Raw genomic sequence first — 14,198 nt, 5'->3', positions numbered from 1 at the left:
AGCCCGAAGCCCACCCACCCGACCTGCAGGAGCGCGACGCCGCCGGCGTAGCGCAGCGCGGTGGTGCGGGAGCCGCCGCGCTCGCCGCGCGCCGCTCGGAGCCACTGGGTGGTCAGCGCCAGCCGCATGACCACGTAGCCGACCAAGACGATGGAGTAGTCCGCGCGGTCGAAGGCCCGTGGCACGCCGGCCGCCAGGATGAGCGCGCCGACGATCTGGACCAGCGTGACGAGCCGGTAGGGCACGTCGTCGGTGTCGTAGGCCGTGGCGAACCAGGTGAAGTTCATCCAGGCCCACCAGATGGCGAAGAAGATCATGGCGTAGCCGAGGATCCCGTGCCCGGCATCCCCCTGCGCCACCGCGTGCACCAGCCTGCCGCCGACCTGCGCGACGGCGACCACGAAGCACAGATCGAACAGGAGCTCCAGCGGTGTGGACGCGCGGTGCGCCTCCCCGGGATCGCGTCTGGCCATGACCTGCGACAACGGTCCCGGCAGCCCGCGGTCCGTGGGACCGCCATCGCGTTCGGTCATGGTCCCTGCTCCTTTCCTGCGGCGGGCCGATGGGTTTCCGGCACCAGCCCGCGCCCGCGCCTGCCGCTGCCTCAGGTGCGACGTTCCGGCGGCACGTACTCGAACGTCAGACCGGCGGTCATGCCGTCGCCGTCGGGCATCTTCACGAGCTTCTGCGCCTGGGCCCGAAGCTGGTACATCACGCCGACGGAGTCCTTGAGCTGGCTCGGGTCGCCGTTGAAGGCCTGCTCCAGCAGGTAAAGGAGCAGACAGTAGGTCTGGTCGAACTCCTGCTGGGCCACCCGGATCGGGCTGCCCTCCGGGTGGTCGGCGGACCGGGGATCGCGCCGCATCGGCTGCACCGCGTCGAAGTCCACCACGATCGCCTCGCCGGTGGGACCGGACTGCGGCGTGTCCCCGGCCTGGAAGCGGTGGCCGAAGCGGAGCTCCTGGAAGCGGTAGAAGTGCGCGACCTCGTCACGCTCGGGATGGAAGACGTCGACGTCGCCGTCCCACACGTCGGTGCGCGCCGCGCCCTCGCCCTGCTCGATGATCTCAGCGAGCGCGACCTGGGCGGACTTCAGATCGTGGACCGGGATGACCTCCCCGCCTCCGCCAGACAGATGCATCTGGCCGATCTGCCGCCGGGGATCGCCGCAGAAGACGGCCTCCTCCCCCAGCTGGTCGCACAGGGTACGGAGGCCGGCGTCGATGGCGGCGTAGAACTGCCCGATCGTCCCGTACCGGTCGGCCTGGGGTGGGGCGTCCGCTGAGGCGGGCTGCTCGATCCGCAGGAACAGGTCGAGGGCTTCGGGTCCGAAGGGGACCAGGTGGATCTCCACCGATCCGTCGCTGTACGGCAGCGGATGCGGGTAAGGCGGCAACAGCTCGGGGGTGTCCAGCTTCGGCGTGCCGCCGACCGCGTTGAGCAGGTTCGCGGCCAGCGCCAGATGCAGCATCTCCTCGGTGAGCACGGTGCTGATCACCTGCGCGGCCTCGGCATTCTGCCCGGGGTCCAGCGAATACAGCGCGCACATGTAGGGCGGGATGGTCGAGTGCTCCAGCTCGATCGCCCACTGCAGGTGGCGTCGCAGATCGTCCAACGTGTCGATGACGTGGGCGTCCCTGTTCTCCATGGTGATACCTCGGTTCGGCGGGGCGGTTTACATCAGCTGAGACCGGGACCCGCCGCGTTTTGTGACACGCCCGGCCACCTGACCGGAGACCAGAGGCCGAGCGAGCGCGGGAGTGGTGTCACAGACCCCGGTGTCATCCGGTCCTTGATCGTGGCGGCCCGTCTGGCCGCCAGGTCCGGCCGAGTCGCGAGATAAGAGCGGGAGCACCGGGTTTCAGACGGCCGTTAGCGGTATGCGTCAAGCAGAGCGTGGCTGGTCCCACCCGCCGCCGGACCTACGTCAAGGACAGCATCTCGGGTCGCCTCTGCGATCCGCTTCCCTGAGGAACCGCGCGCGGCGACGCGAGGGCGACGAAGCACCTTGATGCGCTCCCGGTCGGTCATGCCGCCCCAGAACCCGTGTTCCTCACCGATCGACAGTGCGAACCGGGCACATTCGACGCGCACGGGGCAGCCGTCGCAGATCTCGCGAGCGCGGTTCTCTCGCCTTCTGCGCGCTTCGCCGCGCTCGCCCGGCGGCGAGTAGAACACTGAGGGGTTCGCGTGGCGGCATGCCGCAGACTCCTGCCATACCCACAAGGCGGCGATGGGCCGTGGTTCTGATCCGTTCACAGTCGTCAGCTCCTCAGCTACCGTCGATCGGGAATCCCCTCAGCCGACCGGCCGGGGAGCCCGCAGGTGGGACCGCTTCTCCAGCTCGTCCTCGTCGACCAGCTCGAGCATGGGTTTCCCGGGCGCGCACAGCATGGTGACCGTGAACCGCGTCCGGGCATCCGTCAGCGCGTTGCCGTCCTGGTAGTGGATGACATCGCCGCCCGGCTCCCAGAACGTCCCGCCGGCCTCGACCACCCGCTCCGGCTCCCCCTCCAGCTCGAAGCGGACAGCTCCCTCGATGACGTAGCCGAACGCCGGACCCGAGTGCCGGTGCGGCGGCGAACCGGGGTCCCCGGGCTCCCACTCCACGAGAATGGTCATGGCCGAGGCCCCTGGCGGAACGACGATCGGCGAGGCGTCCTGCAGCAGCTTCGCCGCCTTCGTCCAGCTCGGGGAACCGTCGTCCGGACCGGCCCCGTGCGCGTGCGCCGAGTTGTGGTGTGTCATGGTGATCCGCCTTCCGTGTGTCAACTGTCCGACACTGTTGACCGGAAGCCCCGCGGTTCTGTGACAGTCTCGGGCCTCGCGTAGTCTCGAAATGGAGACACGATGACAAGCAGCCGAGCGCCGGAACTCCTCATCGGACGGCGAACCGAGTGCGAAGCCCTGAACGACCTCCTGGCCGGGGTCCGGGGCGGTCGAAGCGCGGCGCTCCTGGTGCACGGCGAGGCCGGCATCGGCAAGACGGCGCTGCTGGAGTACGTGCTGCGCAACGCGGACGACTGCCAGGTCAGGCGGGTCACCGGCGTCGAGTCCGAGATGGAGATCGCCTTTGGCGGACTGCACCAGCTGTGCGCGCCGTTCCTCGATCGTGTTGACCGGCTGCCTGTCCCCCAGCGCGACGCCCTCGGGACGGTGTTCGGCATGAACGCGGCGCCGCCGCCGGACCGGTTCCTGGTCGGGCTGGCGACGCTGAGCCTGCTCGCCGAGGCGTCCGCGGAACGGCCGCTCATCTGCCTCGTCGACGACGCCCAGTGGCTGGACGAGGTCACGGCACAGATCCTGGTCTTCGTCGCACGACGCCTCCTCGCCGAACGGATGGCACTGGTGTTCGCGATGCGCGATACGAGCACCGACCACGGGTTGATGTCACTGCCGCGGCTCGAAGTGGCAGGCCTGAACGGCCATGACTCCGGCGAGCTCCTGGACTCGGCGGCGCAAGGACCGCTCGACGAACGGATCCGGGGCCGGATCCTCGCCGAGGCCCATGGCAACCCCCTCGCCCTGTTGGAACTGCCGCGGACGCTGACAGCGGCGGAGCTGGCCGGCGGGTTCGGCAGGCCCGACGCCCGCCCGCTCGCCAGCCAAATGGAGGAGGGGTTCCTCCGCCGGATCCAGTCGTTGCCACCGGCGACCCAACGCCTGTTGCTCATCGCCGCCGCCGAGCCGGTGGGCGACGTGACGGTGGTGCGGCAGGCCGCGCGACGCCTGGGAATCGCGGCGGACGACGCGGTGGCCCCGGCCGAAGCCGCTGGGCTGCTCGCCTTGGACACCTGGGTGCGATTCCGGCACCCGCTGGTCCGTTCGGCGGCCTACCGCGCGGCGCCCCCACGCGACCGGCAGATCGTGCACCAGGCCCTTTCGGAGGCGACCGACGCCGCGTCCGACCCGGACCGTCGAGCCTGGCACCTGGCCTGCGCGACGGTCGGACTCGACGAGTCCGTCGCCTCCGCGCTGGAGCGCTCCGCAGACCGAGCGCGGGCGCGCGGCGGTGCCGCGGCCGCCGCGGCATTCCTGGAGCGCGCCGCACAGCTCACCCCCGACCCGGCCCGCCGCGGCGCCCGCTCCCTGGCGGCGGCGCAGGCCAAGCATCAGGCCGGCGCGTTCAGCGAGGCGCTCGCGTTGCTGGACGCGGCCGACCTCAACCCGCTCGACGAGCTCGCCCGCGCCCAGTCGATCCTGCTGCGCGGCCGGGTCATGTTCGCCTCCCGCAGCGCCAGCGCCGGCCTGCCGGCCCTGCTCGACGCCGCGAAACTCCTCGAACCGCTCGACGCCGACCTGGCCCGCGCGACCTACCGCGACGCGATCTACGCGGCGCTCACCGCAGGCCGGATGCCAGGCGACGAAGCCATCGAGAAGGTCGCCAGGGCCACCCTCACCATGGCGCCCAGCCCGGACCCGAAACGAACGGGTCTGCTGCTCGAAGGCCTGGCGCGGGTGACGACCGAGGGGTACGAGACAGGCGTTCCGCTGCTGCGCGAGGCACTGACCGCTTTGCGGAACGCGGAGCTCACCAAGGACGAAGGGCTCGGCTGGCTCCCTCTCGCCTGCCGCATGGCGCACGACGTGTGGGAGTTCGACATCTGGTCCGTCCTCTCGGCCAGGCTGGTCGAGCTGGCACGCGATACCGGTGCCCTTTCCGTTCTGCCCTCGGCGCTGCTGTTGCGACTGTCCAACCGGGTCTACGCCGGCGATCTCGCTGAGGCGGCCGCGCTCGTTGCTGAGGCCACGACGATCGGTGAGGCCACCGGCAGCGGCTTCTTCGCCCACTACGGCGCGATGGTCCTCGAACCGTGGCGCGGCGCGGAGGCCGAGACGCGCCGGGTGATCGACGTCATCACCCACGACATGCTCTTGCGCGGAGAGGGAAAGGTACTCACCGCGACCGGGTGGGCGGCGGCAGTGCTCTACAACAGCCTGGGCCGCTACGAGGAGGCGTACGCCGCCGCCCTGCGCGGTTCGCAATACCCGCAGGAACTGGGGCTGTCGATAGGGTCGACAGTCGAGCTGGTCGAGGCCGCGATACGAACCGGCAGACCAGCGGAAGCGGCCGCGGCAGCAGACAGGATCAGCGCGATGGCGCGGACGAGCGGTACCGACTGGGCCCTGGGCACCGCAGCGGGAGTGGCCGCCGAGGCGAGCGAAGGGCACGAGGCGGACGAGTTGTACCGGGAGGCCGTCGAGCGGCTCGACCGTGCCGGTGTGCGGATGGAGGCTGCCCGGTTCCGGCTGCTCCACGGCGAGTGGCTGCGTCGCACAGATCGCCGCGACGACGCACGCGAACAGCTCGGCCTCGCCTACGAACTGCTGGCCGAGATCGGCGCTGCGGCGCTCGCCGAGCGTGCGCGGCGTGGGTACGAGGCGACCGGGGCGACGGTTCGCAGGCGGAACGTCGAGACGCCCGCGTCACTCACCCCTCAGGAGGCACAGATCGCACGGCTCGTCCGTGACGGGCTGACCAACCCGGAGATCGGTGCGCGGTTGTTCCTCAGCCCACGAACCGTCGAATGGCATCTGACCACCATCTTCGCCAAGCTGGGCATCACCTCGCGCAGACAGATACGCACCACGCTGACCGACTGAGGTCGGTCCGGTCGCGGTCGTGCCCCGCTCTCAGTGGTGCCCGCGACGTCGGCGCTCCTGACGTCGGCGCCCGTGACGTCGGCGCCCGTGACGTCGGCGCCCGTCAGTGATCGACCAGTGCGCGTCAGTGGTCGACCAGCGCAGCACGGAGTTTCCTGCGCGAGTCGATGCCGAGCTTGGTGTAGACCTTGCGCAGATGCCATTCGACGGTGCGCGGGCTGATGAACAACTCGGCGCCGATCTCGGGGTTCGTCCTCCCCTCCCCGGCGAGGCGGGCGATCTGTGCCTCCTGCGCGGTGAGGGCGTCACGCGCCTCGACCGTACGCCGCCGTACCGTCTCGCCGGTGGCCAGCAGCTCGCGGCGGGCACGATCGGCGAATGCGTCGGCGCCGAAGCGGTTCAGCATCTCGTAGGCGGTGCGCAGTTGCTCGCGCGCGTCGCGGCGCCGGTTCTCGCGGCGCAGCCATTCGCCGTAGACCAGGTGGGTGCGGGCGAGATGGACGGCGACGCGGCTGCGTGCGAGGTGCTCGATGGACTCGCGGTACAGCCGTTCCGTGGCCGGGCCGTCGCCGAGTAGCGCTCTTGATCGGGCCAGCACGCCGAGTGCCCAGTCCGTGCCGCTGGCGTTGGCTCGTTCCTCCAGTTGGCGAAGTGCCGCCGCGGCCGCATTGGCGGCGGCGGCGCGGGTACCGGCCTCCACAAGCTCGCCGAGAGCGAATCCGAAGAGCCCCGGATCGTCGTACTCGCACGCCTGCTGCGCGCTGGACAGCGCGGCCTGGTACTGGCCGGTGCCGTTGTACAGCACCGCGTTCAAGTAGTGGCGCCCGCCGATCGCGCGCCCCTCGTTCCAGCTGCTCGCCCACTCGGCGCCGGCCGCGACCGCCGCCGGTGTCGCGGCGTCGCCACGCCAGGCCTGGAGCAGCACTCTGGCATAGCCGAGATGCGAGTTGCCGGTGACCTTCAAAATCGCATTGGACTCCTCAACCAGAGCCGCAGCCTCCTCGAACTCGCCGCAATAGACGTGCACGACAGCACGGCAGGTGAGGGCCAGGGGAAGGAAGTTGAGCGCGCCGGCCTCGCGTGCCCCGCGGACGGCGTGGGTGGTCAGTTCAAGCCACGTCTCGTCGTCCCACATATCCGCCGCCGCCAGCCACGCCGGCCAGAACCAGCGCATGATGTCCTCGTTGGCTCCGGCCTGCTGCCGGATCGCCAGCAAAGCGTGCTTCAACAGCGGCGCACCTTGGACGTAGCCCTCGGCGAACGACGTCGCCAGGCCGTCGAGAAGAGTGTCCACCAAGCGGGGCGGCTGTGGTCCCGGCGGAACGGCGCGCGCCGCCACGGCCACCTTTCGGAGTGCGCCGCGTTCGCCCAGCCGACCGGCGGCAACCGCCGATCCGATCGCTTCGAGGTACGCCTCACGCGCCTGTCCGTCGTCGACCCCTGCCAGCCGGTCGGCCGCGTCGAACAGCAACGGCATGGCTTCGCCGCCGCGTCTGCGCGCGAACGCGATCCGGCCGCGGAGCCGGGCCAGCAAACCGTGCTGAAGCTCGTCCAGAGGCCCCATCTTCGCGGCGGCGATGAGCTCCATCGCCGCATCGGGGTCTCCGGCTTCGAAGGCGGCCCGGGCCGCGGCCACCGCTCTCGCGGCGCGTCGGGCGGGGTCAGGCGTCAGTTCCGTCGCGCGCCTCAGGAACGCGGCCGCCGCCGCGACACCCCCGCGGGCCTGGGCTTGATCAGCGCAGCGCGCCAGCTCCCCGGCCACGCCCTCGTCAGGTTCGGCTGCCGCGTGGGCGCGGTGCCAAGCTCTGCGTTCCGCGTCGGATTCGGGATCGGTCGCCTCGGCGAGTGCACGATGCACCTCCCGGCGCTCGAAGGGGTCCGCCGCGCGATAAACCGCTGAGCGCACCAGCGGATGACGGAACCGTACCCGCGTACCGAACTCGATCAGCCCTGCCGCTTCTGCTTCCGCTTCCGCCTTCGCGACGTCCGCTCCGTCGGCGAGTTGCCGGGCCGCTCTCCTCAACAACGACACGTCCCCCACCGGCTCGGCGGCGGCCACCAGCAGCAGCCGTCGTGTCGCGTCCGGAAGCGATGCGACGCGTCGCTGGAAGCTCTGCTCGATCCGGCTCGCCAGCGGCCGGGCGTCCGGACGCCCGAAGCCGCCTGCCAGCTCCACCGCGGTCAGCCCCCGCGGCAACTCCAGCAGAGCCAGCGGATTGCCGCGCGCCTCGGCGACGATCCGCTCCCTGACGCGCTCGTCGACGCGTCCGGGGACCACCGAGTCCAGAAGAGCACGCGCGTCGTCGTCGCGCAGACCTCCGATCACCAGCTCCCGCAACCCGACCAGCGGGTCCTCGCCCGGACCGAGCGCCTGCGCACGCACCGCGAAGACCAAGGTCACCCGCTCGGCCAACAGCCGGCGGGCGACGAAGGCCAGCGCCTGCGCGGACACGCGGTCGAGCCACTGGGCGTCGTCCACCACACACAGGAGCGGTTCATGCTCCGCCACCTCGGAAAGCAGGCTGAGCACCGCCAAGCCGACCATGAACCGGTCCGGCGTGCTCCCCGCGCTCACCCCGAACGCGACCGCCAGCGCATCACGCTGTGCGCCGGGAAGACGATCGGCATGCTCCATCATCGGTGCGCACAGTTGGTGCAGCCCGGCGAACGCCAGTTCCATCTGGGATTCGACGCCGGCCGCCCGCGCGATCCGGCATCCCGCGGCGCCACCCACCAGGTGTTCCACCAGCGCGGACTTGCCGATTCCCGCCTCGCCGCGCAGGACGAGCACCTGACTGCGGCCTGACCTCGCGTCCGCCAGCAACCGATCCAGCACGGCGCATTCGTCACGCCTGCCACGCAGCCTGCGCCCAGGATCGCTGTCGGACATCGTTCACCACCGGGCTGGCTCGGCGAGCCCGACGCCGACCGCGGTGGGCTCTGCTCATGATCTCACGGTGTGAGGCTGTCGGCGGAGGCAGCGAAGCTCACCCGATACAGGTCACCCAGGTCGACCATTCCGACGTATCCCCCGGTCGGGGACTCCCCCGGGGGTTTCGACTGGCGCGAACGCCACCCGGGCGGCGCGACCGTTGGCGTAATCCCTCCCGTGAGAACAGGAAGATCGCATGTACACGTCCGACGTCAGGGTCGATCCGCGGCAAGCGGCGGCCGAGGGCATAGAGGTTTTCCAGAGCGTCCGGCCACGCCTCTTCCGGATCGCGTATCGCATGCTGGGCCGGGTGGCCGACGCCGAGGACGTCGTCCAGGACGTCTGGGTGCGCTGGCAGGGAACCAACCGGGCGGGGGTGAACGACCGCGTCGCGTTCCTCGTGACGATCACGACGAACGCGGCTCTCAACGTCGCCGTCTCGGCCCGGTTCCGCCGGGAGATCCCCGTCGGGCGCCACGTGGCGGAACGGACTCCCGCCGACGAAGACCCGACACTGCGGGCCGAACGCTGGGAAGAAGTCGAGAACGCCGTCCGGCTCCTGGTCCAGCGTCTGTCGCCGGCCGAACGCGCGGTCTTCGTGCTCCGGGAGGCGTTCGGCTACCGCTTCGCGGAGATCGCAGAAATTCTCGTGCTCAACAACAGCAACGTGCGGCAACTGGCGCACCGAGCCCGGGCGCGACTCGCCGAACGACGGCGCGAACCGGCACCGGCGGTGACGTGCGATCGCCTGCTCAAAGCCTTCCTCGCCGCCGCACAGGACGGTGCCGTGGCCGACCTCGAGCAGGTCCTGATCGACGACGTCATCGCTCACTACAAACGAAAAGTAAGTCCAGCACCGGTGGCAGCCGGATGCCTCGACCGGGCTCGCGCTGCTTGAGCGCGCTGAACACCATGTGATGGAGGAGCAATGAGCACCCCGAACGAGTACGACTCCCTGCACGGGCTGGAGATCGAGATCGAGGCCGAATTGACCGTCGCCGAGTCGACCTACCCGCCGGACGTCACGGATGCGCCGGTCACCGAATGGCTCTCCGATCCTGCGGACGACGAGCGCTACGAGGTCGGCCTCCATGGGCTTCTCGACGCGGTCAAGGCGATGGAGGACGCCACATCCCACAACCCCGCGTCACAAACCGAGGGGCTGTCCGGTCTCAGCTGATGACGACGCCCCGGACCGACCGGGGCACCGACGGAAGGGCACATCATGAAGATCGTGGTCATCGGCGGCACCGGCCTGATCGGGTCGAAGCTCGTGGCGACGCTGCGGGAGCACGGCCACGAGGCGGTTCCGGCGGCGCCGAACACCGGAGTCGACACGCTCACCGGCGAGGGCCTGGCCGAGGTGCTGGCCGGCGCGGACGTGGTCGTGGACGTCTCCAACTCCCCCTCCTTCGCGGACGACCCGGTGATGGACTTCTTCCGCACCTCCACCACCAACATCCTGGCCGCCGAGAAGGAGGCTGGCGTGGGCCACCACGTGGCGCTGTCCGTGGTCGGCACCGACCGGCTCACCGACAGCGGGTACTTCCGCGCGAAGCAGGTGCAGGAGCAGCTCATCAAGGACTCGGGCCGGCCCTACTCGATCGTGCACGCCACGCAGTTCTTCGAGTTCGTCGGCGGCATCGCCGACGAGGCGACCCACGGCGACACCGTGCGCCTGTCGGACGCCCTCATCCAGCCCATGGCGTCCGGGGACGTGGCCGCCGGCGTCGCCCGGGTCGCGGTCGGCACGCCGGTGAACAGCACCGTCGAGATCGGCGGCCCCGAGCAGTTCGGCGTGGACGAGTTCGTCCGCAAGGCCCTGGCCTTCCGCGGCGACCCGCGCACGGTCGTGACCGACCCGCAGGCCCGCTACTGGGGCGTCCTGCTGGAGAGGGACACGCTCCTGCCCGGCGCGGACGCGCGACTCGGCACGACCGGCCTCGAGGAGTGGCTGCCGCTGAACCCGCCCCCGGCGAAGTAGCCGATCCGGCCCCGCAGACGAACTGAGACAAGGAGACCAAGGCAATGAAGATCGCTGTCATCGGCGGCACCGGACTGATCGGCTCGCAGGTCATCAAGATCCTGAACGACCAAGGACACGAGGCGGTACCGCACTCGAAGTCCTCCGGCGTGGACCTGGTGACCGGGCAGGGCCTGCCCGCGGCGTTGGCCGGGGCCGACGTCGTCGTCAACCTGACGAACTCGCCCACCTTCGACGAGGACTCGCCCACGTTCTTCGAGGAGTCGATGGACAACCTGCTCGCGGCCGCCGAGGAGGCCGGGGTCGGGCACGCGGTCATCCTGTCGATCCTGGGCGCCGAACTTGTGCCGGATCTGGTCTACTACCGTGCCAAGGTCCTGCAGGAGGACATGCTCAAGGTGGGCCCGGTGCCGTACTCGATCGTCCGCGCCACGCAGTTCTTCGAGTTCATGGAACCGGCGATGTCCTGGACGTCGGACGAGACCGCCGTCCGCCTGCCCGCCACGCTCATCCAGCCGATGGCCTCGGCCGACGTGGCGCAGGCGGTGGCCGAGGTCAGCATGGGCGCCCCGCTGCTGGGCACGCGCAACGTCGCCGGCCCCGACGTCTTCACGTTCGCCGAACTCGGCAGGATCACGCTCGCCGCGCACGACGATCCGCGTCCGGTCGTCCTCGACGAAACCGCCGGACTGTTCGCCGCCGCATCGGGCGAGGCCCTGATCGCCAAGGACGGCGACGACGCGGTCATCGCGAAAACCGCCTATCAGGACTGGCTCGCCAGCTGACGGACATCCGTTGACGGCTCGTTGACGGCCCGTGGACGAACCCCGACCGGACCCACGCATCGCAGCTCGCGTGGGCCCGGTCGTCAGTGATGCCATCCGCAGAGCTTGTCCGGGTTGAGCACGATCCACAGCGCGGTGATCTCAGCACCGGCAGCATCGATTCCGACCACTGCGAGGGCTCGGCCACCCCGGCGCAAAGCCAGGCCGGCCCGGCCGTTGACGGCCTCTATGCTCAGCTCCGTGTCGCCCGACCCGCACAGCAGTACCGCTGCGAGCCGGGCGACGTCCCGGGCCCCGTGGATCACGCCCAGCGTGGCGGGCAGCAGCCCCCCGCTGTCGGTCACGGCTTTGGCATCACCGCTCAGCGTGTCGCGGAGCGCGACAGTGTCCCCCGTCCGGCAGGCTTCTGCGAAGCCGCGTACGAGATCGTCATGCGGAACGTACATGATCACCTGGCGGCTCGCCTCCGGCGACGAACGCCCGGCGCGGATCCTGCACCGAGGCCAGCGAGACGATGTCGCGGCCGAACACCGCGGCGGTGAGCCAGATCGCGAACACCCGCACCTTCCGCTCCCAGCTCGGTACCGCCAGGACGTGGTACCCCCGGTGCATCAGCCACGCCGGGAGGCCCTTGATGACGATGCCACGGTACTGGAAGATCCCTCGTCCCAGCCCGAGTGTGGCGACCACGCCGAGGCTGTGGTGCACGTACGGCTTCGCCTCGCGTCCCCGCAAACTGGCCACGATGTTCCGCGCCAGCAGTTTCCCCTGCCGCACGGCGTGCTGGGCGTTGGGCACCGTCGTCGCACCCGGCCGGCCGGCGGCCAGGTCCGGGACGGCCGCGTCGTCGCCGGCGCCCCAGGCGTCCGGGACCGGCTCGTTCTCGGTGCCGACCCGCAGGTCGGACCGCACGATCAGCATCCCGCGCGCGTCGATGGGCAGATCGGTGTGGCTGCGGACCATGGGATTCGCGGCGTTGCCGACCGTCCACACGATCAGTTCGGAATCGAACTCCTCGCCGGTGGAAAGGACCACGTGGCCATCGAGCGCAGAGGTCATGGTGGCGCCCAGATGTACGTGTGCTCCCCGCTTCTCCAATGAACGCACCACCCACTGCCCGGGCCGGTCGGAGACCTCGGGAAGGATCCGATGTCCGGCTTCGATGAGGTGGAAGCTCAGCTCGGCGGGATCGAGCTCCGGATAGTCGCGGATCAGCGCGCCGGCCAGGGACAGCAGCTCGCCGAAGCCTTCGACGCCGGAGAACCCGCCGCCGACGAAGGTGACGGTGAGCAGCTTGCGCCGCCGCGGCCCGGCGGGGAGCGTCGAGGCCCGGTCGAAGGCGGTCAGCAGGCGGTCCCGGATGGCGACCGCCTCCTCGACGTGCTTCAGGCCGATCGCCTGCTCCGCCACGCCGGGAACGGCGAGCTTTCGGGTCACCGCACCGGCGGTCACGGCGACGATGTCGTATTCGACCGCGAATTCCGGACCCTCGGCGGGGCGGACCGTGACGGTGCGCCGGGCATGGTCGATCGCGACGACCGAGCCGGAGATGAGGGTGCTTCGGCGCAGATGCCGGCGCAGCGACACCGCGGCGTGGCGTGCCTCGACCGATCCGGCCAGTACTTCGGGGAGGAAGGGCTGATACGTCATGTACGGACGCGGATCGATCACGATGATCCTCGCCTCGTCCCGCCGAAGCTTCTTCTCCAGCTTCCAGGCCGTGTAGAAGCCCGCATAGCCGCCGCCGACAACCAGAATCGTACGCACCCGGTCCTGCCGTTCTCTCGTAGTCGCCAGCTATGACCGGGCAGCGGCCCGATTCGTGACGACGGAGAGTCAGACCGGAACGGCGACCTGCGCGTTCTTCTCCGGGTTGACCATCCACAGCACCTGCTCGATGCCGTCGGCCGAGGCGTCGATCGCGAGCAGGCCGTACACCGTCCCGTCGACCATGAGGACGACGCAGGGCTGCCCGTTCATGGTCGTGAACCGCGTCTCGACGCCCTCCCAGAACCAGGACATCGCGGCCAGGAACTTCGCCACCCACGCCGCGCCGACCACCACCCGGCGGGCGACCTTGTGCCGGCCGTTGCCATCGGCCAGGCTGGTGACGTCGGCCGCGAAGAGCTTCTCCAGCGCCGCCATCTCACCCGTACGGGCGGCATCGAGGAAGGCCGTCAGCAGCTCGCGCTGCGCGGCCGCGCTCACCGGCGTGTGCCGTTCGCGCGTCATGTGCTTGCGCGCCCGGCTGACCAGCTGCCGCACCGCGGGCTCGGTCGACTGCACGATGTCCGCGATCTGGGCGTACGAGTAGTCGAAGGCCTCCCGCAGGATGTACGCCGCGCGCTCGTTCGGCGTGAGCTTCTCCATCAGCAAAAGCGCCGCGAACTCCAGCGCCTCGCCCCGTTCGGCACCGAGGTAGGGATCGGCGCCGGTATCCACCGGCTCGGGCAACCACGGCCCGATGTACGTCTCACGCCGCACCCGTGCGGACTGGAGTTCGTTGATGGCCAGCCGGGTCGCCGCCGTGGCCAGGAACGCCGCGGGGTTGGCCACCTTGCTCCGGTCGTAGGTCTGCCAGCGCAGCCACACCTCCTGGACCAGGTCCTCGGCGTCGGTGGCGCTGCCGAGCATGCGGTACGCGATCCCGAACAGCCGCGGCCGCACGCTCGCGAACACGGCAACGGCCTGCTCAAGGTCGGTGGCGGCCGCCTCGGCGTCCACCTCGGAATCGGTCACCATCGGCCTCTGTCTGATCGCGTCGTCGCCTGCACTTCCTTCATCCTGAGCCAAGGTCGCCCTCTGCACCAACTTCAGGGCTTGGTGTCACAAACCCGGACGCTGTCCGGTCTCAGCTGGTGATCGATAGTCCCGACCAGCCGGGAGCGGCAGG

Annotated in this window: 13 protein-coding genes; 5 read left to right on the top strand and 8 right to left on the bottom strand. The window is 70.3% G+C overall.

Translation table 11 applies throughout. The features are described 5' to 3' along the window. From GWK61_RS16835 to GWK61_RS16820, 4 genes are all read right to left on the bottom strand, one after another. On the bottom strand, window positions 1-533 hold a 533-nt coding region (locus GWK61_RS16835), incomplete at its 3' end, for a low temperature requirement protein A (RefSeq protein ID WP_194909326.1). Between the two features lie 71 nt (window positions 534-604). Beyond that, the gene (locus GWK61_RS16830) at window positions 605-1,648 is read right to left on the bottom strand and encodes a ferritin-like domain-containing protein (protein WP_194909325.1); all 1,044 of its coding nucleotides are present in this window, start codon (window positions 1,646-1,648) and stop codon (window positions 605-607) included. Between the two features lie 224 nt (window positions 1,649-1,872). Continuing rightward, window positions 1,873-2,259 carry a WhiB family transcriptional regulator gene (locus GWK61_RS16825; RefSeq protein ID WP_194909324.1) on the bottom strand — a complete coding sequence of 129 codons (387 nt, stop codon included), beginning with the start codon at window positions 2,257-2,259 and terminating at the stop codon, window positions 1,873-1,875. A gap of 39 nt (window positions 2,260-2,298) precedes the next feature. Beyond that, window positions 2,299-2,748, bottom strand: a complete 450-nt coding sequence (locus GWK61_RS16820) for a cupin domain-containing protein (RefSeq protein ID WP_194909323.1) — start codon at window positions 2,746-2,748, stop codon at window positions 2,299-2,301. 102 nt (window positions 2,749-2,850) lie between these two features. Between GWK61_RS16820 and GWK61_RS16815 the strand changes: the two genes are divergently transcribed. Next, a complete protein-coding gene (locus GWK61_RS16815) occupies window positions 2,851-5,604 on the top strand; it encodes a helix-turn-helix transcriptional regulator (RefSeq protein ID WP_194909322.1) in 2,754 nt (917 codons plus the stop codon). 124 nt (window positions 5,605-5,728) lie between these two features. On the opposite strand, the gene GWK61_RS16810 is transcribed toward GWK61_RS16815, so the two are convergent. Next, a complete protein-coding gene (locus GWK61_RS16810) occupies window positions 5,729-8,494 on the bottom strand; it encodes an ATP-binding protein (protein ID WP_194909321.1) in 2,766 nt (921 codons plus the stop codon). Between the two features lie 238 nt (window positions 8,495-8,732). Here GWK61_RS16810 and GWK61_RS16805 point away from each other — a divergent pair, with 238 nt between their 5' ends. The 4 genes from GWK61_RS16805 to GWK61_RS16790 are packed head-to-tail and all read left to right on the top strand — an operon-like array spanning window position 8,733 to window position 11,305. After that, window positions 8,733-9,434: a sigma-70 family RNA polymerase sigma factor gene (locus tag GWK61_RS16805; RefSeq protein ID WP_194909320.1), complete on the top strand. Its 702-nt coding sequence runs from the start codon at window positions 8,733-8,735 to the stop codon at window positions 9,432-9,434. A 30-nt stretch (window positions 9,435-9,464) separates the two neighbouring features. Next, window positions 9,465-9,716 carry a hypothetical protein gene (locus GWK61_RS16800; protein ID WP_194909319.1) on the top strand — a complete coding sequence of 84 codons (252 nt, stop codon included), beginning with the start codon at window positions 9,465-9,467 and terminating at the stop codon, window positions 9,714-9,716. Window positions 9,717-9,761: 45 nt separating this feature from the next. Then, window positions 9,762-10,520 carry an SDR family oxidoreductase gene (locus GWK61_RS16795; RefSeq protein ID WP_194909318.1) on the top strand — a complete coding sequence of 253 codons (759 nt, stop codon included), beginning with the start codon at window positions 9,762-9,764 and terminating at the stop codon, window positions 10,518-10,520. A gap of 44 nt (window positions 10,521-10,564) precedes the next feature. Further along, window positions 10,565-11,305 carry an SDR family oxidoreductase gene (locus GWK61_RS16790; RefSeq protein WP_194909317.1) on the top strand — a complete coding sequence of 247 codons (741 nt, stop codon included), beginning with the start codon at window positions 10,565-10,567 and terminating at the stop codon, window positions 11,303-11,305. An 83-nt stretch (window positions 11,306-11,388) separates the two neighbouring features. Here GWK61_RS16790 and GWK61_RS16785 read toward each other — a convergent pair whose 3' ends face one another. The 3 genes from GWK61_RS16785 to GWK61_RS16775 all read right to left on the bottom strand — a co-directional run bounded on the left by GWK61_RS16785 (window position 11,389) and on the right by GWK61_RS16775 (window position 14,047). Next, a complete protein-coding gene (locus tag GWK61_RS16785) occupies window positions 11,389-11,751 on the bottom strand; it encodes a sigma-70 family RNA polymerase sigma factor family protein (protein ID WP_194909316.1) in 363 nt (120 codons plus the stop codon). Next, window positions 11,735-13,072: an NAD(P)/FAD-dependent oxidoreductase gene (locus tag GWK61_RS16780; protein ID WP_194909315.1), complete on the bottom strand. Its 1,338-nt coding sequence runs from the start codon at window positions 13,070-13,072 to the stop codon at window positions 11,735-11,737. Before GWK61_RS16780 ends, GWK61_RS16785 begins: the two co-directional genes overlap by 17 nt. A 69-nt stretch (window positions 13,073-13,141) precedes the next feature. Next, on the bottom strand, window positions 13,142-14,047 hold the full coding sequence (locus tag GWK61_RS16775) for an RNA polymerase sigma-70 factor (protein ID WP_194909314.1): 906 nt from the start codon (window positions 14,045-14,047) through the stop codon (window positions 13,142-13,144). Window positions 14,048-14,198 lie beyond the last annotated feature (151 nt).

The sequence above is a fragment of the Catenulispora rubra genome (genome assembly GCF_015356825.1).
GTDB classification, from domain to species: Bacteria; Actinomycetota; Actinomycetes; order Streptomycetales; family Catenulisporaceae; genus Catenulispora; species Catenulispora rubra.
The sequence above is the reverse complement of the archived record's forward strand: the minus strand, read 5'-3'. Positions and strand labels throughout refer to the sequence as shown.